Annotated in this window: 15 protein-coding genes; 8 read left to right on the top strand and 7 right to left on the bottom strand. The window is 60.8% G+C overall.

Going from position 1 to position 19,308, the window contains the following annotated elements; genetic code table 11:
* The first annotated feature begins 179 nt into the window (after positions 1-179).
* A complete protein-coding gene (gene rnk / locus Q8R75_RS07925) occupies positions 180-590 on the top strand; it encodes a nucleoside diphosphate kinase regulator (RefSeq protein WP_305612419.1) in 411 nt (136 codons plus the stop codon).
* Positions 591-654: 64 nt separating this feature from the next.
* On the opposite strand, the gene Q8R75_RS07920 is transcribed toward rnk, so the two are convergent.
* The 3 genes from Q8R75_RS07920 to Q8R75_RS07910 all read right to left on the bottom strand — a co-directional run bounded on the left by Q8R75_RS07920 (position 655) and on the right by Q8R75_RS07910 (position 3,098).
* Positions 655-1,263: a PEPxxWA-CTERM sorting domain-containing protein gene (locus Q8R75_RS07920; RefSeq protein ID WP_305612417.1), complete on the bottom strand. Its 609-nt coding sequence runs from the start codon at positions 1,261-1,263 to the stop codon at positions 655-657.
* 276 nt (positions 1,264-1,539) lie between these two features.
* A complete protein-coding gene (locus Q8R75_RS07915) occupies positions 1,540-2,445 on the bottom strand; it encodes a pyridoxamine 5'-phosphate oxidase family protein (RefSeq protein ID WP_305612416.1) in 906 nt (301 codons plus the stop codon).
* A 5-nt stretch (positions 2,446-2,450) separates the two neighbouring features.
* Positions 2,451-3,098 carry a glutathione S-transferase gene (locus tag Q8R75_RS07910; protein ID WP_305612414.1) on the bottom strand — a complete coding sequence of 216 codons (648 nt, stop codon included), beginning with the start codon at positions 3,096-3,098 and terminating at the stop codon, positions 2,451-2,453.
* Between the two features lie 125 nt (positions 3,099-3,223).
* Between Q8R75_RS07910 and Q8R75_RS07905 the strand changes: the two genes are divergently transcribed.
* The 3 genes from Q8R75_RS07905 (at position 3,224) to Q8R75_RS07895 (ending at position 7,612) form a co-directional block, all read left to right on the top strand.
* On the top strand, positions 3,224-4,135 hold the full coding sequence (locus tag Q8R75_RS07905; RefSeq protein ID WP_305612411.1) for a LysR substrate-binding domain-containing protein: 912 nt from the start codon (positions 3,224-3,226) through the stop codon (positions 4,133-4,135).
* Between the two features lie 160 nt (positions 4,136-4,295).
* Positions 4,296-6,431 (top strand): 5-histidylcysteine sulfoxide synthase, encoded by a 2,136-nt coding sequence (ovoA, locus tag Q8R75_RS07900; protein WP_305612409.1) that lies wholly within the window; start codon positions 4,296-4,298, stop codon positions 6,429-6,431.
* A gap of 14 nt (positions 6,432-6,445) precedes the next feature.
* Positions 6,446-7,612 (top strand): PatB family C-S lyase, encoded by a 1,167-nt coding sequence (locus tag Q8R75_RS07895; protein WP_305626140.1) that lies wholly within the window; start codon positions 6,446-6,448, stop codon positions 7,610-7,612.
* A gap of 64 nt (positions 7,613-7,676) precedes the next feature.
* On the opposite strand, the gene Q8R75_RS07890 is transcribed toward Q8R75_RS07895, so the two are convergent.
* From Q8R75_RS07890 to Q8R75_RS07875, 4 genes are all read right to left on the bottom strand, one after another.
* A complete protein-coding gene (locus Q8R75_RS07890; RefSeq protein ID WP_305612240.1) occupies positions 7,677-8,804 on the bottom strand; it encodes an ABC transporter permease in 1,128 nt (375 codons plus the stop codon).
* A complete protein-coding gene (rbbA, locus tag Q8R75_RS07885) occupies positions 8,804-11,527 on the bottom strand; it encodes a ribosome-associated ATPase/putative transporter RbbA (protein WP_305612242.1) in 2,724 nt (907 codons plus the stop codon). The genes Q8R75_RS07890 and rbbA overlap by 1 nt, the downstream gene beginning before the upstream one ends.
* Positions 11,524-12,609: an HlyD family efflux transporter periplasmic adaptor subunit gene (locus Q8R75_RS07880; protein ID WP_305612244.1), complete on the bottom strand. Its 1,086-nt coding sequence runs from the start codon at positions 12,607-12,609 to the stop codon at positions 11,524-11,526. Before Q8R75_RS07880 ends, rbbA begins: the two co-directional genes overlap by 4 nt.
* A 124-nt stretch (positions 12,610-12,733) precedes the next feature.
* Positions 12,734-13,156: a hypothetical protein gene (locus tag Q8R75_RS07875; protein WP_305612246.1), complete on the bottom strand. Its 423-nt coding sequence runs from the start codon at positions 13,154-13,156 to the stop codon at positions 12,734-12,736.
* A gap of 462 nt (positions 13,157-13,618) precedes the next feature.
* Between Q8R75_RS07875 and Q8R75_RS07870 the strand changes: the two genes are divergently transcribed.
* From Q8R75_RS07870 to Q8R75_RS07855, 4 genes are all read left to right on the top strand, one after another.
* A complete protein-coding gene (locus Q8R75_RS07870) occupies positions 13,619-14,404 on the top strand; it encodes a DUF3825 domain-containing protein (protein WP_305612248.1) in 786 nt (261 codons plus the stop codon).
* A 145-nt stretch (positions 14,405-14,549) separates the two neighbouring features.
* The gene (locus Q8R75_RS07865; RefSeq protein ID WP_305612249.1) at positions 14,550-15,308 is read left to right on the top strand and encodes an ABC-three component system protein; all 759 of its coding nucleotides are present in this window, start codon (positions 14,550-14,552) and stop codon (positions 15,306-15,308) included.
* 213 nt (positions 15,309-15,521) lie between these two features.
* Positions 15,522-17,135 (top strand): DUF2326 domain-containing protein, encoded by a 1,614-nt coding sequence (locus Q8R75_RS07860; RefSeq protein WP_305612251.1) that lies wholly within the window; start codon positions 15,522-15,524, stop codon positions 17,133-17,135.
* 108 nt (positions 17,136-17,243) lie between these two features.
* Positions 17,244-19,097 (top strand): DUF4209 domain-containing protein, encoded by a 1,854-nt coding sequence (locus tag Q8R75_RS07855; RefSeq protein ID WP_305612252.1) that lies wholly within the window; start codon positions 17,244-17,246, stop codon positions 19,095-19,097.
* Positions 19,098-19,308 lie beyond the last annotated feature (211 nt).

The following is a 19,308-nucleotide window of genomic DNA, read 5'->3' as shown; positions in this document are numbered from 1 at the left end:
CCGGAAAAAGGTGGGCGGGCTGGCCCGGTTGCCCCATTTGCAGTAAACTTTTCAGATACTTGGTGATTCCAGAGGCAGTGCCTGACGAAGGCGCTGCCTTTTTGTTTTGGGGAACCATCATCGAACGCCGGACCTTGCGTTCGTTCATCCAGACGTCCATCAATCATGAGGTGACCCGCATGCAACATTCGCCCCCCATCACCGTGTCCAGCCTGGATACTGCGCGCCTTTACCGTCTGCTTGACCGCGAGGCCTACCGGCATCAGCCGGGCGCCGACGCCTTGCGCGATGAACTGGATCGCGCCACAACGGTGGCACCGGCCGACATGCCGCCGGGCGTCGTGACGATGAATTCCACGGTGCGCTTCATCGACGACTCGAACGGTGCCACCTTCGAACTCAAGCTGGTTTACCCGGAAACCAGCGGCGTATCCGGCACCGTGTCCGTGCTGGCGCCGATCGGCAGCGCACTGCTCGGGCTGTCGGTCGGCCAGGCTATCCCGTGGCAGGTGCCGGGTGGGCGGCAGATCACGGTGCGCGTGCTCGACGTGCTGATGCAGCCCGAAGCGATGGGTGATTACGTCAGCTGAACGCAGTCCCGCTGCAAAGAAAAAGGCCGGCACGTGTGCCGGCCTTTTTTCGAGCGTCGCTGACTCAGCTGCGACGGTAGGCAATGGCGCCGATCAGGCCGAGACCGGCGATCAGCAACGCCCAGGTCTCCGGCTCCGGCACCACGGCCACGCCACTGAAGCTCACTTCCGACACCGAAAACGCGTTATCACCGCCGACGGCGTAGAGACGGGCGTAGCGCGCGACTGTCGTCGGGAAATCGATGGTCGCCTGATACTCCGGATCGCCCGCCACGCTGGAAATGATTTCGCTGCCGAAATTCGACTGGCCTTCGAATGCGAGGTTGGTGAACAGCGTGTTCCAGACCGATCCATCGAGCGACACCTGAACCTGATAGAAGTCGTTGTGATCAACGCCAAGGAGCACATCGCTCAGCGTATAGAGCTCACCGAAGTCGAAATCCAGCGTGACGCCACTGCTGCCGACCTGATTGAACCAGGACACGGCGTCAGTCTGGAACGGCGTCCCCTCGGGCGCGATGTAGCCATCGAACAGGATGGACAGGTCAGCACCGTCGATCGCAACGAGACCATTGTTCGACACCGAGACCGGCGTGACAGGCGATGCCGCGAATGCGGCCGGGGCGCTGATCAGAGAAGCGGCGATCAACAGGGATTTCAGCAGGGAATTCATGAGTGGTGTGTCCTTCGTGAGTGGGGCGCTGCGACGGTATAAGCAAAACCCAAACCAGCGTCGCAAGCCATTGATTCAATGGGTCGGAACCACGCGATGGCGGTGTGCTGTCAATTTTTCCGACGGTCAGGGATCTGTCGGCACCGGATCGCGACGGCCGCGGTCTCCGAACGCCCGCATCAGATCCGTCGCGGCATACAGCACCGAGTGGTTGTGCCTGCATGCAATGCAGCCTTGCGGATGATGATGCGGCAGACCGGCGTGGCGCCGTCCTCGTCAAGGACCGGTGGTCGACCACTGCAGCGGCAGCCCGCCGGGCACGCGCAACGCACCGCTCACCGCGATTCTCACCAGGCGCTGCGCCCCGGGATGGGCGGCCAGTGCTTCGGCCAGTGCTTCGTCCTCCCACACGATCTGAGCGCGCCCGCTCACCTGCAGCAGATCGCCGCTGTCGAAATCGATGAACAGCAGACCGGCGCGCGGCTCGAGCAGCAGATTGCCCAGCGTGTTGAAGAAGAAGTTGCCGGCATAGTCAGGCAGCGTGAGCACGTCGCCCGGGCCGACCGACACGAAGCCCGGCGCGCCGCCGCGGTGCGACACATCAACGCCGGCTGCGTGTGCACTGGCGATGAACAGCGTATCGGCGCGCGTGATCAGCGCGCGCGCCGCATCGTCGAGCGCCGCCAGCGGCTGCGCAGGCGCAGGCTGCTCGTCGTCACCGAAGAAAAAGGCTTCGCGCGTGCGGATGTATTTCGGGCAGTTGCCGAAGCTTTGCTCCACTTCGACATCGAAACCGGCCTCGCTTGCCCGGGTGACGGATCCATTCATCCGGTTGCGCCGCCGCGTGTGCGGCTGGATGCCAAGAAGACCGAGCGGCGCGCCGACGCGCAAGTGGGCGGCCAGCGGGCTGCCCGCCGGTGCCTGCGCAGCGACGTGCAGCGTGCGCGGATCGGGCGACTGCACGAAGCCCGGCGGGCCCGACAGCACCGACGCCCAGGGCTGGCCGTCGACGTCGACGCTGCCGACGACGAGAAACGGCAGCCGCGCGAAGAAGTCGCGATGCTGATCGGGCATGTGGTCGCGGATGGCGCGCGGGCCGATCTCGGCCATGCGGGCCTGCATGCCGGCACGCGCCTGCAGCGCGCGCTCGCCATCGTGGAAGGGATCGCGTGTGGAGTCCATGGCGATCAGGCGCGCAGGCCGACCTGGCTGACCGGCATCGCGACAAAGCCCGGCAGCGCTTCGACTCGCGCCAGCCAGGCGCGCACGTTCGGGTAGTCGTCGAGCGACACATTGCCTTCCGGCGCATGGGCGACATAGCTATAGACCGCGACATCCGCCAGCGTCGGTGCCGTGCCCGCCAGCCAGTCCTGCGCAGCCAGTTCGCCGTTCATCACGGCGAGCAGGCGGTGTGCGCGTGCGATCACCTCCTGGGTGTCGAACTGCGCGCGGAACAGTGTCACCAGCCGTGCCGCCGCCGGACCGAAGGCGACCAGACCTGCCGCGACCGTGAGCCAGCGCTGCACCCGCGCCTGACCGGCCGGGTCCAGCGGCATCCAGCGACCCGGCGCGTAGCGCTGTGCCAGATAGACGAGGATGGCATTCGAATCGGCGATCACCGTCGCGCCGTCTTCGATCACCGGCACCTGGCCGAAACTGTTCTTCTGCAGAAACGCCGGCGTCTTCTGTTCGCCACCCGCCAGGTCGACCTGATGGAATTCATACGGCAGGCCGAGCAGGCCCAGAAACAGTTCGGCGCGGTGGCTGTGACCGGACAGCTTGAAACCGTGCAGCACGATCGGGACTTCAGGACGGTGGGTGGCAGTCAGTGACATGGCGAATTCCTCGCTTGGGTTACGTGACGCCGGATGGCGACGCAACACACTATCCATGATCCGTATCAGGCAATAAATGACCTGAAGTGGATAACACTGCTCCACTTATCGCAGTAATATCGCGCATGGACACACTCAGGGCGATGCGCGCCTTCGTCAACATTGCGGAGCACGGCAGCCTGACGGCGGCGGCGCGGGCACTCGACAGTTCCTTGCCGGCCGTCGTGCGCACGCTGGCCGCACTCGAGGCGCATCTGGGTGTGCGTCTGATCAACCGCACGACGCGCCGCATCGCACTGACCGACGAAGGCCGCAACTATCTCGAAAGCTGCCGTCAGGTGCTGTCGGCCGTGCAGGACGCCGAGGAGGCGCTGAAGGAAGGGGCGGCAGAGCCGTCCGGGCCGATCACGCTGACCGCGCCGGTGCAGTTCGGTCTGATGCATGTCGCACCGGTCGTCACCCGCTTCGCGCTGCAGTATCCGCGCGTGAAGCTGCGCGTCCTGCTGCACGACCGCGTGGTCAATCTGCTGGAGGAAGGCATCGATGTCGGCGTGCGGATCGGCGCACTGGACGATTCAGGTCTGATCGCGCGCCCGCTCGGAACGATTCGCCGCGTCGTGGTCGCCAGCCCGGCGCTGATCGCTGCGCGCGGCGAGCCGTCGCATCCCGATGCATTGCGTGGCGCACCGTGCGTACATTTCACCGGCGCGTCCAGCCTCGGCTGGAGCTTTCACATCAACGGCCGTATCGTGCCGGTGCCAGTCGCCGGCAATCTGGAATTCAACCACGTCGCACCGGCCGTGGCCGCCTGCGCCGCCGGTGCCGGGTTCGGATTGTTCTTGTGTTACCAGGTCAGGCCGCATCTTGAACAGGGCACGTTGCGCGTCGTGTTGCGCGAATTCGAGCCACCGCCACGACCCGTCAATATCATTTATCCGCATGCCCGCCTGCTGCCCGGCCGCACGCGACTGCTGGTGGACTGGCTCACGCGAGAACTGGGTGGCGACAGCGCCGCGTTTGCGCCGGATCCGGCATGAAATACGCACGACCCAACGGGCGCGGCACAATATCTGAACTTGTCGGCCCTGCATTGCGTCTCACGCGCGGTCGCCGTCGGCGCCAGCGGATGGTCGCGCCATGATCACCGCACACCGGCAGCCCTTTCAACACCCGCATCCGCCGGAGTATTACAACAACATGCAAGCCCATCAGGATACGCTCTTCCTGCGCACGCCCCGACTCGATGCGACCGATCCGGATGCGCTGCGCGGCGCGCTGCGCGACTACTTTCATGCCACCTTCAGTCGCTACGAACAGTTGTTCGAAGTGCTTGCCTGCGACGACGCGTACTACAAGAAACCGATTGCGCTGCGCCATCCGCTGATCTTCTATCTCGGCCATACCGCGACCTTCTTCGTTAACAAACTGCTGCTCGCCGGCCTGATCGACGAGCGCATCAATCCGCGCTTCGAATCGATGTTCGCGGTCGGCGTCGATGAAATGAGCTGGGACGATCTGAACGAGTCGAACTACGACTGGCCGAGCGTGCAGGCGGTGCGCGACTACCGCAACGAAGTGCGCAGCGTGGTGGACCGCGTGATCCACGCTGCCCCGCTCGCCCCGCCGATCGGCTGGAGCAACCCGTGGTGGGTAATCATCATGGGTATCGAGCACGAACGCATCCATCTCGAAACCTCGTCGGTGCTGATCCGCCAGAGCCGGCTCGATTACGTGCACCCGCATCCGGCCTGGGAGCCCTGTCGCGACACCGGCGATGCACCGGAGAACGCGCTGCACCCGGTCGCCGCCGGCGTCACGCAACTGGGCCGGCGACGCGATGACCCGATCTATGGCTGGGACAACGAATACGCGCAGCGTGAAGTTGCGGTCGCTGCCTTCCAGGCCGGTCGTTACGTCGTCAGCAACCGCGAATTCCTCGAGTTCGTCGACGATGGCGGCTACGCGAACGACGCCTGGTGGGAAGAAGAAGGTCGTGCCTGGCGCGCCTGGCGCACCGGCGATGGTCACCAGACCGCACACCCGGAGTTCTGGGTGCGCACGGCCGATGGCTGGCACCTGCGGCTCATGCTCGAACAGATACCGATGCCATGGAACTGGCCGGTGGAGACGAATTACCACGAAGCCAAGGCCTTCTGTAACTGGAAGGCCGCACGCAGCGGCGCGCCGGTGCGGCTGCCTACCGAAGACGAGTGGTATCGCCTGCATGACGCGGCGGGCGTGACCGAAGTACCGGAGAACGGCGCAGCGAGCGCCAACATCCACCTCGATCACTGGGCGTCGTCCTGTCCGGTCGATCGCTTTGCCCACGGCGACTTCTTCGACGTGGTCGGCAATGTGTGGCAATGGACCGAAACGCCGATCTACCCGTTCGCCGGCTTCGATGTGCACCCGACGTATGATGATTTCTCGACACCGACCTTCGACGCGCGCCACAACCTGATCAAGGGTGGCTCGTGGATTTCCTGCGGCAACGAAGCGACGCGTGCATCGCGTTATGCCTTCCGCCGCCATTTCTTCCAGCATGCGGGGTTCCGATACGTGGTGAGCGATACACCGGCCACAGCGCCGAACATCTATTACGAAAGTGACCGGCAGTTGTCCGAATACGCCGAATTCCACTACGGCGACGAATACTTCGGCGTGCCCAACTTCCCGAAGGCGCTGGCGCAAATTGCCATTGACGCCATGGACGGTCGCCCGGCGCGCCGCGCGCTCGATCTGGGCTGCGCAACCGGTCGTTCCACCTTCGAACTGGCGCGTCACTTCGAACACGTCACAGGCGTCGACTTCTCGGCCCGCTTCATCAACGCCGGTGTGCATCTGGCCGAACAGGGCGAGCTGCGCTACACAATGCCGGACGAAGGCGAACTCGTGTCGTACAAGACCCGCCGCCTGGCCGACATGGGGCTGGAGGCGGTGCGCGGGCGGGTCGATTTCATGCAGGGCGACGCCTGCAACCTCAAATCCGTGCTGACCGGCTACGACTTCATGCTGGCCGCCAACCTGATCGACCGCCTGTACGATCCGGCCGCCTTCCTGAAGTCGGTGCATGAACGCCTCAATGTCGGCGGCGTGCTGATGATCAGCTCGCCCTACACCTGGCTGGAAGAGCACACGAAACGCGACGACTGGCTGGGTGGCTTCAAGAAGGACGGCGAAAGCTGGACCACGCTCGACGGCATGAAGGTCATTCTGGGCGAGCACTTCCGTCAGCTCGGAGCGCCCCGCGACGTACCTTTCGTCATCCGCGAAACGCGTCGCAAGCACCAGCACACGGTGGCCGAGGTGACGTTGTGGGAGCGCGTGCGCTGAATGAGGCCACCAACGTGAGCTTCGATTTCGACCGTATCATCCTGCGCGACGGCACCGCCAGCGTCAAGCATGACGGACGGGTCGCGGTGTTCGGCACGGCTGCGGTCACGCCGCTGTGGGTGGCCGACATGGATTTCGCGGCGCCGCCCGCCGTGCTCGACGCGCTGGCCGCGCGCGCGGCGCACCCGGTGTTCGGTTATTCGCTGTACCCGGATGGCACCTTCGATGCGCTGACCGGCTGGCTCGCTTCGCGGCACCGCTGGTTCGTGGCGCGCGACACGGTGCTGATGTGCCCGGGCGTCGTGCCCACGCTGTATGCCGCGGTTCAGGCGTTCGCCGCGACCGGTGAAGGCGTCATCGTGCAGCCGCCGGTGTACCCGCCTTTCTTCTCGGCCATCCGCGACACCGGCCGGCGCGTGATCGAAAACCCGCTCATCGAGCGCGACGGCCGCTGGACCATCGATCTCGATCACCTCGAGCGCTGCGCCGCCGACGGCGCGAAACTGCTGCTGCTGTGCTCGCCGCACAATCCGGTCGGCCGCGTGTGGTCGCGCGAGGAGCTGGAGGGCATGCTGGCCGTGGCGCGCCGCCACAGACTGGTCGTGCTGGCCGACGAAATCCACCACGACCTGATCTACGCGGGCCACACGCATATCCCGCTGGCCACGCTGGCGCAGCCGGGCGACCGCATCGTCACCACGGTGGCGCCGAGCAAAACCTTCAACATTCCGGGGCTGGGCCTGTCGGCGCTGATCGCGGACGACGCCGAGCGGCGCGCGATCGAAAACGTCTTCGGGCGCCTGCACGTCAGCGCGTCCAACCCGTTCAGCGTCGCCGCATTCGAAGCGGCCTACCGCGGCGGCGGCCCGTGGCTCGATGCGTTGATGACCTATCTGGCCGACACACGCGACGCCGTCATGCAGTTCGCCGCACAGCACCTGCGGGGCATCCGCGCGGTGCATCCGGAAGGCACCTACCTGATCTGGCTGGACTGTCGCGCACTGGGGTTGAACGACAGCGCGCTGCGCGACTTTTTCGTCGGCGGCGCACAGGTCGGCATGAACCCGGGCATCACTTTCGGCACCGGCGGCAGCGGTTTCATGCGGCTCAACCTCGGTTCGCCCCGTGCAGTCATTCTGGATGCGCTCGGACGGATCGAACAGGCGTTGTCACGGCGCTGAGCGCGACCGGGGCCGCGCCCTCAGGGGTCGGCGCCAGTCGCCAACTGCGGTCGCCGCCTTGACTTCAGCCCTGCGCCGCGATGCTGCGCCGGAACATCAGCAGCGACGCAACGAAGAAGGCGAGCGCAATGCCAGCCATCGCCAGCAGGCTGGGCCACACCACATCCAGCCCGGCGCCGCGGTAGAGCACCGCCTGGGCCAGACTGACGAAATGCGTGGTGGGTGCGAACAGCATGATGTTTTGCACCACCTCGGGCATGCTTTCGCGCGGCGTCATGCCGCCGGACAGCAGTTGCAGCGGCAGCACCACGAGAATCATCATCAGGCCAAGCTGAGGCATGTTGCGCGACAGCGTGCCGATGAAGATGCCGAGCGAGGTGGTGGCCAGCAACTGCACCAGCGTGCCGGCCATGAACAGCGGAATCGAACCGGCGATCGGCACGTCGAGCACGCGCCCGACCACGAAGTACAGCGACAGTCCGACCGCGATCCACACCACCAGCGCCATCGACCACACCTTGGCCAGCATGATTTCGAAGGCGCCGAGCGGCATCACCAGCAGGTGTTCCAGCGTGCCGTGCTCGCGCTCTCGGATCAGCGCGGCACCGGTCAGGATGACCGACAGCATGGTCACGTTGTTGATGATTTCCATCACGCTGCCGAACCACGAACTGGTCATGTTCGGATTGAACATGACGGTCGGCGCCAGCGTGATCGGCGATGCCGCCTCGCTGCGCCGGTGCTGCACGAACTCGCCCACTTCGCCCAGCACGATGTTCTGGATGTAGCCGGCGCCGATGAAGGCCTGGCTGACGCGCATCGCATCGATGTTCACCTGGATGACCGGCTGCTGCCCGGCGAGCACGTCGCGCTCGAAATCGGGCGGGATGTTCAGCACGAAGGTGTAGATGCCGGCATCCAGCCCGGCGTCGACCTGTGATTCAGTGATCATGTCCGGCGGCTTGAAGTACGGCCCGTAGAACGACCCCGCGATGCGCGACGAAAGCACCGACTGGTCTTCGTCGACGATGGCGATCGGCGCGTTGTGCAGCTCCTGCGAGGTCGCCGTCGACGCCGTGTAGATGCCGCCGCTGAACGCCCACACGATCATGATCAGCAGCACCTTGTCGTTCCACAGGCTCAGCAGTTCCTTCATGCCGAGCCGCCAGGCATTGAGCAGGCGCACCTTCATCACCGCTCCTGCTTCTTCAGCAACAGCACGCTGAGCATCGTCAGCACCGGCACGAAGGCGAGCATCGCGAGAAAGTCCGTGTAGACGTCGCGCAGGCCGAGCGCCTTGGTGAACAGGCCGCGACTGATGTTCAGGAAGTAGGTCGCGGGAAAGAAGGTGCCTATCGTGCGCCCCGCCCCTTCGAGCGACGACACCGGGTGGGTGAGGCCGGAGAAGGTGACGGTGGCGAGCATGGTGACCACGGCCGTGGCGGCCAGCGCGGCGATCTGCGTGCGCGCGAAGGACGACATCAGCAGGCCGATGCCGGTGGTCGTCGTCACGAAGATGAGCGCCGCCAGGCTCAGCGTGAACAGGCTGCCCTTGAGCGGCACCCCGAACACGTACACGGCCAGCGCGACCAGCCCGTAGAAGCTGATCATGCTGACGCCGATGTAGGGCAGTTGCTTGCCGAGCAGGAATTCCAGCCGGGTCACCGGCGTGGCGTACAGATTGGTGATCGACCCCAGTTCCTTCTCGCGCACCACGCCGACCGCCATCAAGATGGCCGGAATGAAGGTGAGCAGCAGCGGAATCACCGCCGGCACCATGGCAAAGACGCTCTTGAAGTCCTGGTTGTAGCGGTAGCGCATGTCGAGCCGCGCCGGCGCCTCCTGCGCCGCGCCGACCTGCCGGCGGGCCGCCTGCTGCAGGAAGTCCGCATGCAGGCCCTGCACGTAGCCCAGCGTCGTTTCGGCACGGAACGGCATGGCGCCATCGACCCAGACGCCGATTTCCACCGCCTGTCCGCGGCGCAGGTCGCGTCCGAAATCGGGCGGGATCTCGAGCGCCACGCTCAGTTCGCCGGCCTTCATGCGCTGGTCGAGTTCGGCGCTGCCGGCCAGCGGCGGCTGTTCGAGAAAGTAGCGCGAGCCGGCCATGTTCTCCACATAGGCACGGCTTTCCGGCGACTGGTCGCGGTCGAGCACGGCGAATTTCAGATCTTCGACATCCATCGAAATGCCGTAGCCGAGTATCAGCACGAGAATGACCGAGCCGAGCAGCGCGAACGTGAGCCGCACCGGATCGCGCACCACTTCCAACCACTCGCGGCGCGCGTAGGCGAACAGGCGCATCAGGCTGAAGGCGCGGCGTTCGGTGCTCACCGCGCGGGCGGCGACGGCCGTGCCCGCCGCTGCGGCAGGCCGGTCCGCCTCGCCGGTGGCTTCTTCGAGACAGGCGATGAAGGCGTCTTCGAGCGACGCCGCGTTGCGCTCGGCGATCAGTGCCGCCGGGCTGCCGCTGGCGAGCACGCGGCCGGCATGCATCAGCGATATCCGGTCGCAGCGTTCGCCTTCGTTCATGAAGTGGGTCGACACGAAGATGGTCACGCCGTCCTTGCGCGACAGATCGATCAGCAAGCGCCAGAAGCCGTCGCGAGCGACCGGATCGACACCCGAGGTCGGTTCGTCGAGGATGAGCATTTCCGGCTTGTGGATGACCGCGACGGCCAGCGACAGTCGCTGGCGGATGCCCAGCGGCAGGCCGGCGGCCTGCGCGTCGAGGTAGCCGGCAAGGCCGAAGCGATCAACCATCTCCTGCACGCGCGGCGCCACGTCCGCCGCCGGTAGGTGGAACAACTGGGCGTGCAGCACCAGGTTCTGGCGCACGCTCAGTTCGCCGTACAGCGAAAAACCCTGGGTCATGAAGCCGACGCGGCGGCGCGTGTCGAGATCGCCGGCATCGACTTCATGGCCGAACAGCAGCGCCCTGCCCGAGGTCGGCGGCAACAGGCCGGTGAGCATTTTCATGGTCGTCGTCTTGCCGCAGCCGTTCGACCCGAGGAAGCCGAAGATTTCCCCGCGACCGATTTCGAAATCGACGTGATCGACCGCGGTGAAATCGCCGAACTGCATCGTCAGCCCTTCGGCGACGATGGCCGGGCCGTCGCCCTGCACGACGCGCGGCGGCACGACCAGCGCGGCGTGGCCGCGGCGCTTGTCCGGCGGCAGCAGTTCGATGAACGCGGCGTCGAGATCCGTCGTGCCGGTGCGTGCCAGCAGGTCGGCCGGACTGCCGGTGGCCAGCACGCGGCCGTCGTCCATCGCCACCAGCCAGTCGAAGCGCTCCGCCTCGGCCATGTAGGCGCTGGACACCAGCACGCTCATGCCGGGGCGACGCGCGCGCATGCGGTCGATCAGTTGCCAGAACTGGCGGCGCGACAGCGGATCGACGCCGGTGGTCGGCTCGTCGAGTATCAGCAGGTCGGGGTCGTGGATCAGCGCGCAGCACAGGCCGAGCTTCTGTTTCATGCCGCCGGACAGCTTGCCCGCCGGCCGGTCGCGGAAGGGCGTGAGCCCGGTGCTGTCGAGCAGTTCGGCGATGCGCGTCCCGCGTTCGTCCGATGACTGGCCGAACAGGCGGCCGAAGAAGTCGACGTTTTCGAACACCGACAGCGTCATGTAGAGGTTCTTGCCCAGCCCCTGCGGCATGTAGGCGATGCGCGGGCACACGGCTTCCCGATGAGCGCGGCTGCCCATGTCGCCACCCAGCGTTTCGACCGTGCCCTGCTGGATGACGCGCACGCCGGCCACCAGCGCCATCAGGCTGGACTTGCCGACGCCGTCCGGTCCGATCAGGCCGACCATGCAGGCCGACGGAATGTCCAGATCGATCGCGTCGAGCGCCACCGTATCGCCATAGCGCAGGCCCACGCCGGCCAGCCGGGCGACGCCGGTTCCGGTCATGGCTGCGCGGGCAAGGTCACCGGGGGCGGCACGGTCGCCGGCCACGGCGCATTGGCGTCCAGCCTCACCCAGGCCACGCCGGGCAGACCGGTCTTGACCTGCTTGGCGTACGCCCGAAGCAGTTCGGGCGGAATCTTGACGCGCACGCGGAACATGAGCTTTTCACGCTCGGTGCGCGTCTCCACCGACTTCGGCGTGAATTGCGCCTGCGGCGACACGAAGCTCACGCTGGCCGGAATCGAAATGTCGGGCCGCACGTCGAGCACGATGCGCGCCTCGCTGCCGATCGCCACGCGCCCGGCCTGCGAGGTCGGCAGGAACAGCGTCAGGTAGACGTCGGTGATGTCGAGCAGCGTCAGCACCTTGCCACCAGCGGGCAGCACCTCGCCCGGCTCGGCGAGCCGGTACAGCACGCGGCCATCGGCCGGCGCGACCAGCACCGCGTCCTGCAGGTCCACGCGCATGCGCTCGACCCGCGCCTGCGCGGCCTCGACCGCCGCCGCCGCCTGCGCCACCGCGGCACGGGCCACCTCGATCGACGACTGCGCGCCCTGCATCTGCGACACGGCGGCTCGGGCCACCTCCTGCGCCGTCTGTTTCGCGGTGCGGTCGACGTCGAGCTTCTGCGCTGAAATGAACCCCTTGTCGACCAGTTGCTGCGTGCGTTCGATGTCCTTTTCGGCCAGCGCCATCTGGCCCTGTCGCTGCGCCACCACCGCGCCGGCGGTGGCGACGTCGCTACGCCGCTGGGCGACCGCCGCGATCGCCGCCACATGCGCCGCCTTCGCCTGCGCGACCTGGGCTTCGGCCATGTGCAGTTCGGCCTCGAGTGCGCGCACATCCATGCCGGCAAGGGTTTGCCCGGCGCTCACATCATCGCCTTCGCGTACCGTCACGCTGGCCAGCCGCCCGCCGGTCTTGCTGGCGACATCGATTTCGGTCGCTTCGATGCGACCGTTGCCCGAGGCGAAGGCGTCGATCGGCGGTGGCGACTGGAAGTGCTTCCACGCGAAGAAAGCTGCGATGGCCAGCAGCGCAATGGCGATCGGCACGAGCCAGGGGCGTGAACGGGGTTCTGACATTCGGGCGGTCCGGAAACAAGCGAGGGGTCACTGCAGGCGGCCGGCGTACGGCCTCGCCACCCATAGTGCGCGTCTCCGGCGCGCGTGTATTGACCTTCGGCAAGCCGCCGCGACGAATCGGGCGTCAGCCCGGCAGCGAAAGCACGAACGACAGGATGATGAGCAGCGGGTAAGGGAAGGCCACCGTCGGCTTCAGCGCACTCTTCGCGTACTCCATCAGCAGCCCGGCCGCGCCCGGGCGCGTCGCCTGCCATTCCGTGTGCAACTGGCACGCCGCGTACTCCGACGCCCCGTCAGCGATCAGCGTTTCCACCTTCAGCAAGCGCTGACCCAGGCGCCCCTGCACCGTGCGCAGCATCGCCTCGATCACCCACACGATGGCGATCAGCGGCGCCGCCAGTTCAAACGGAAAACCGAACAGCGCGGCACCGGCGGTCAGCGCCACCGCCGCAATCTTGATCCCGACCGCGCACCGCTCATGGCGCTCGTGGTCCTGCTGCAGCGTGGCCCATTCGGTCTGGAGGGGTGACAAGGTGGAAGCGTTCATATGTGCGGCAGCGAGACCGGAAAGAAGCAGGAAAGGCCGCAATCTATCCGCTGACAGCGCGGCATGCCCGGGCATGCGTCAAGCTTCTGCTTCGAAAAGCAGCGAAGCATGTGACTACCATGGCCCCGGCCCCACCCCTGGCCGCACAGGTGCGAAAAGGGCGAAGTCGCCCGAACGACCGTGCGCATTGGGGCGCGCCCCATCGCGTCACCACTCGGATAAATGACTGATGGAACAGACACCGTGGACATGCTCCACTTGCCTGACATATAAGGGGTGAGGTTTTCTGTGTTCGTTTAACAGGTAGTTGTACGGCACACCGCGCCAACCAACTGAAAACAAAAGAAGTCCCCATGAAAATCCTTTGTGCTTATCCGGCACCACCCATAGTTATGGCGCACAACTGCGCCAGAAAACAAAGTTACGGGGTTCCATGTCTCATTCAATACCTAGGGAGCATTGATGGAAAAGAACAAACCGTATGATTTCCCGGAACACTTCCGCGATTTTGTCTTCATGCCAAAGTTTGATGAAAACATAGAGGCATTGGCGGCGCTGGCTGAACCGGAGGATTGGGACTACAAATCAACCGCCGCACATCACGCAAAGCCGATCCTACGCAACTACCTTACATACACCTACAAACGGTTGGCTGATGAAAAGAAGATTGCGATCACCGCTGACGAAGAGTTCGCGTGCTGGAATACCGGCCTTATCACGAAGAAGCAGGAACCTCTGTTTGTTTTGTTTGAGAAAAACAAACTGGATGGCGTTGCGCACTACTGGCATTTCTGGAAGTTCTGCCGCAAGGGTGAGTGGGACTTGAATAAGTTCCCAGCCCTCCCCGAAATGGCTCATTACTTTGACGATCCGTCAGTCCTTGTATTTGACACGCGAAAGGAATTACGCGTAAATGTTGAGCACATCATCGAAGACAACTTAGACCGCTTTCCAGCCGAACTAAAATCGATGAACCCATTTGGACTTCAGAATCTCGCGAAGGGTGCCATTGATACGGCATCCGAAAGAGTGAAGAGAAATTACAAGACCGCAATTCCTCAGTATTACCAGGGCGCCATTCAGTTGCTTTTGCCGCTGACGTTGCTAGACCCTTCAAAGGCAGACCTAGCGCTCGTTGTTGAACGGTTTACAGACTTCTATCGTGGTGCCACTTGTTTAACTCTCGATATGGCATACAACAATGCTCGTCAATTGGCCCGGCCTGATCGTGACTGGCTTACCCCCTAACACTGCGCTCCAAGGGACGCTACGCGATATAGCCGCGCAGCGCCACTGAGCTTGGACGTTGGGCATTTCAGTCGGCCTTCTGTTCTGTAGTCGGCAACCGAAAAATCGATAAAACTGAGATTGTTGGCGATATGGAGCAAGAGTGATGTCAGAGAGTCGGCGCAAGTACGGCGAGGCGGACAACATCTATCTGGTATCGCAGGTCGATGGGAAATGTCCGCTATGCGGCGTTCAATTGTTTTATACAAAAGGAACGCGCACTCAAAAGGCATATGAGCTCGCGCACATATACCCGCTACATCCGTCGAAGCAGGAGATTGAAGAACTCAAGAATGAGGTGAGATTACACGATGACGTCAACCACCCAGACAACTTGATTCCTCTTTGTCTTTCGTGCCACGGCAAGTTCGATAAGCCAAGAACTGCGAAGGAATACCGAGACCTCGCTAAGAAGAAGCAGGAATGTATCAGGTGGTCGAGGCAGCAAGAGATTCAATCTTCGTATCAAATAGAGGGCGACATAAAGCGTGTAATTGACCGCCTTTACGAACTAAACATTTCTGACGACCCTGCGAGCATTGAATACGATCCAAAGAGGCTGGAGAGTAAGCTTGACCAATCAATGTCTACGCTCTCAAGGCAGAAAATCAAGAACAACGTAGCGAACTACTTCCAGTACATTAAATCCGTTCTCGCTGAGGTGGATAGAGAAAACCCCAATGCTTCAGAACTGATATGTGTTCAGGTAAAAGCCTATTACATAAAGCAAAAGAGCCTAGGTCTTGACCAGCAGGACATATACGGAAATATCGTTAATTGGATATACGCAAAAACAAATCCGAGAACAATTGATTCTTCGGAAATCGTCACATCATTTTTTATTCAAAATTGCGAGGTGTTCTAGTGATAACGCCAAATAAGGTTTTGTCTCTAGAGTCGACGGCTATGGGCTTGTTGCCAATACTCATGGCTTTCGGTAAATCGGAAATTCAACTCGCAACTCTATATCGCCAAAGCGAGAAGCACTTCGAGAGCGTTGATCAGTTTCTGCTAGCCGTTGATGTTCTATACGTTCTCGGTCGAATCAGTGTTAATTTGGAAACAGGGATCGTATCCTATGCTTAAGGAAATTGTTTGCGAGAAATTTCGCAAAAAGGTCATTGAATTCCACGGTGGATTCAATGTCATCCTTGGAGACGAAAACGCCACAAATTCAATCGGTAAGTCCACCTTGCTGATGATTGTTGACTTTGTCTTCGGCGGCAATTCTCTCTTAGAGCACAACACTGACATAGTGCGAGAACTCGATCACCATGATTACTACTATTCATTTATATTTGGTGGAGAGGAGTACAAGTTTAGAAGGGGGACGCTTGCCCCAGATCTTGTCTACAGATGCAATGAGCGGTACGAGTCAGGTTCTCCAATGCCTGTCCAGCAGTTCACTGCATTTCTTAAGAATGCATATGAAATTCCTTATGAGGACATTTCGTTTAGAGCAATGGTTGGCCTCTACTTGCGGGTATGGGGCAAGTCGAATCTAGACGTTCATAAGCCATTTCATGCTGTACCGGAGCAGGCGGCTAGAGATTGCGTTGAAAATCTAATTAAAACCTACGGCTACTACGAGCCAATTAGATCTTTAACCAGCCAACAGGATGAGGCGGAAAATGAGCGGAAGGCGCTTAGTGCGGCATTGAAGAACAACATCATCCCGAAAATTGGGAAGAAGGAGCGGGCTGAGAATGAAGGACGCATTGCCAAGATAGAGACTGAAATTGAGGAAATTAAGGTTAGCCTGGCCAAGTTCGCAACAAACATATCAGAAGTCGCGAATCGGGAGGTGTTGGAATTAAAGAATCAAAAAGACGCGCTTCTGTCCGTAAAGATGAAGCTAGACGGAAAGAGGTCAAGAATTTCGCGAAACATCGCGGAGAACAGGCACGTCAAGAGTAGGCACTTTGACGGGCTCATTAAGTTCTTTCCGGAAGTCAACGCGGATCGCTTGGCGGAAATTGAAGAATTCCATGTTGGCGTGGCAAAAATATTGAAGGAGGAACTCCTTGAGTCTGAGCGCGATCTGAACTCACAACTTTCACGCATAAATCAAGAAATATCTTCCATAGACGCCGCAATGGCAAACGCCATTTCTTCGGTAGACGTGCCCTCTATTGTGGTAGACCGCGTCTGCGAGTTGGCCACGACCCTCGGAGCCGTAAAACAGGAAAATGAGTACTTTGAGAGCGAGGCGTCTCTTAAAAGACGTGCGACTGAATTGAGAAACAGTCTCTCCGAGAAGAGAGTGGAAATACTACGCCTAATTGAATGCTCAATTAATGATGGGATACATCGAGTTGTTACCTCTGTTTTTGGTAAATCAAGGAAGAGCCCGAAGGTATCTATCAACGGAAACTCATACTCGTACGAGGTTTTTGATGACACCGGCACAGGCACCGCGTATGCCAGCCTGATTGTGTTGGATCTGACTATATTTTCTACAACCAAGTTGCCGATTTTGGCCCACGACTCTCTCCTATTTAAGAACATTGAAAATGATTCAATGGCCAATCTATTTGGCGTATATCTTGCAAACAGTAAGCAGTCATTCGTCGCTGTGGACGAGGCCCAAAAATATGGCAAGGAAACGAGCGACATGCTGAAGGAAAGAAGCGTAGTTCAGTTAAGTGATAATTCTGTTCTTTACGTGAAGGACTGGAGAACAAAACCGTAAATAGCGAGATAGAAATGCCCAACCATTCGCTGCAGGGTCGACGGCCCTGACGGGCCACGCCCTGAGCTCAAACGTTGGGCCCCTTGATCCACGGCAAACCATTTCTGCATGGAACGTTACCCAGAACATACGACAGCCACTGTCGATAGCCTCCGCAACTCGGGCTGGAAGCATGCTCTCGCGGCTGGTGACCGCGAAGGCTACTCAAGCATGTGGCAATCTCTATCGGCTGCCGCTCGCACGGCAATTGAGAATGGCCTTCATTCTGAGGGCAAAAGCCTTTGGCTGCTCGCGGACGCTTGTTCGATGATGCTGAACCCCAGCAGTTCCAATGAGCCTTTTAAACCATTCATGATCATGAGTGGCAGACGGTCATCCCTGCCAATCGATTTTCATCAGTCAGATGTAGAGCTCTTCTCCGCGTTTGCCGAGGAAGTCGATGACCCCTGGCTTCAAGCCAGACTAGCCGATCTAGTTTGGCTGTTGATTGAACCGCGAAGCCCAAAACACGCATTGCTCGCGATCGACGCCTACCGTCAACTTCCCCTCGATTCTGAAACGTGGATACGTGGCAGCCGTGAGTGTTGGCAGCGAGCGATCAGCCTGACCAAAATGCTCAAGTCCGGAGCTGGTGATCGAATGAATGAGATCGAAACCGCCATCCTGGCTGCGTTCGATAAATCCCGAAAAGAAGACGTGTACCTTGCACTTTGGGTTTCAGACATGCTTGCAATGCATAGGCTTGGACAGGATCACGGTCCATCAATTGCTACCAAGCTTGAAGCCTTGGCGCGCTCCTTTGACGTCGAAGGCGACTTGCATCGAGCTAGAGACTACTTTGATGCGGCATCAAGATGGTTTCACAAGACAGGCAACATATCCAAAGCAGCAGAAATGACTGCTTGCCTAGCCGAAGGTTGGGTTAAGGAGGCGATAGCTAGACTATCGTCAGAACAGCCAAGCAATATGGTTGCCGCAAGCTTTTATGAAAGCGCACTCCAGACTTATCGCAAGATTCCTCACAGTGAACGGAACACCCATCGGGCCGACGAACGGATCGCCGAGTTGCACAAGCACCTGAACGATGCGGGGGCCAAGTCACTCACAGAAATGGGCGTAATTTCTTCGCCGACTATCGATATTTCCGAGATCGTCGAAACGGCCATAAATGCCGTGAAGGGAAAATCAACGCTAGACGCGCTCGCAGCGTTTGCGAACATCTATCGTGGAGCGCAAGCAGCCAAGATTCGGGAGTTCTCAGAGAAGATGCTTCGCGAGCATCCCCTACAGGCCCTATTTTCTGCGACCCATATGTCGCGTGACGGTCGCGTGATTGCGAAACGCCCTGGAATGGGGTTTGGAGACGCCGATTCTGATGAGAACAAGGCCACATTATGGGCAGAGATGGTCAAGCACTACGGCATGGAGCTAGGCTTGGTCGTACAGGGTGAAATATGGCCTGCGCTGGAAATTTTGCGCCTCGAACACCGGCTCCGCGTGGAGGATTTTATCTTTATCGCAAATCGCTCTCCAATCGTCCCAGAAGACAGAAAGCAGCTCATGGGGCGAGCACTTTTCGCGGGCTACGACAATGATTTTGTTGTGGCTCTCCAAATTCTGATTCCTCAGATAGAACATATGGTTCGTTGGCACTTGAAGGCGGCTGGCGTCAAAACCACCAACATTGATAAGGATGGAATCGAGAACGAGAACGGCCTCAGCACATTAATGGAGATTCCACAGGCCACACAAATATTCGGAGAGGACTTAACGTTTGAGCTCAAAGCACTCCTCTGCGATGCATTTGGGCCGAACCTCAGAAATGAGCTAGCCCATGGATTGCTCTCCGAAGAAGAGTGTCAATCCACCTATGCAATTTATGCGTGGTGGCTTGGGATAAAGATCGTATTCAACACATTCTGGAACGCAGCACGAAAGGCACAGACAAAAAAGGAACAATAGGGGACAGGTCACGATTTTCCGTCAACGGGGTCAGATTCCATTTGTTCAGCGGGTCCGTCACTGCTGTGGTCCATCCGCCACTGAACGACGAAACCCGGCCCGCTTCGCGGAACCGGGTTTCGCGCAGCCTTACTTGCGGACGAAATCCAGCAAGTCCTGATTCAGCCGATCCTTGTGCGTATCGGTGATGCCGTGCGGCGCACCCGGATAG

This window comes from Methyloversatilis sp. (assembly GCF_030696805.1).
Taxonomy (GTDB): Bacteria; Pseudomonadota; Gammaproteobacteria; order Burkholderiales; family Rhodocyclaceae; genus Methyloversatilis.
This window is presented reverse-complemented; position numbering and strand designations above follow the sequence as displayed.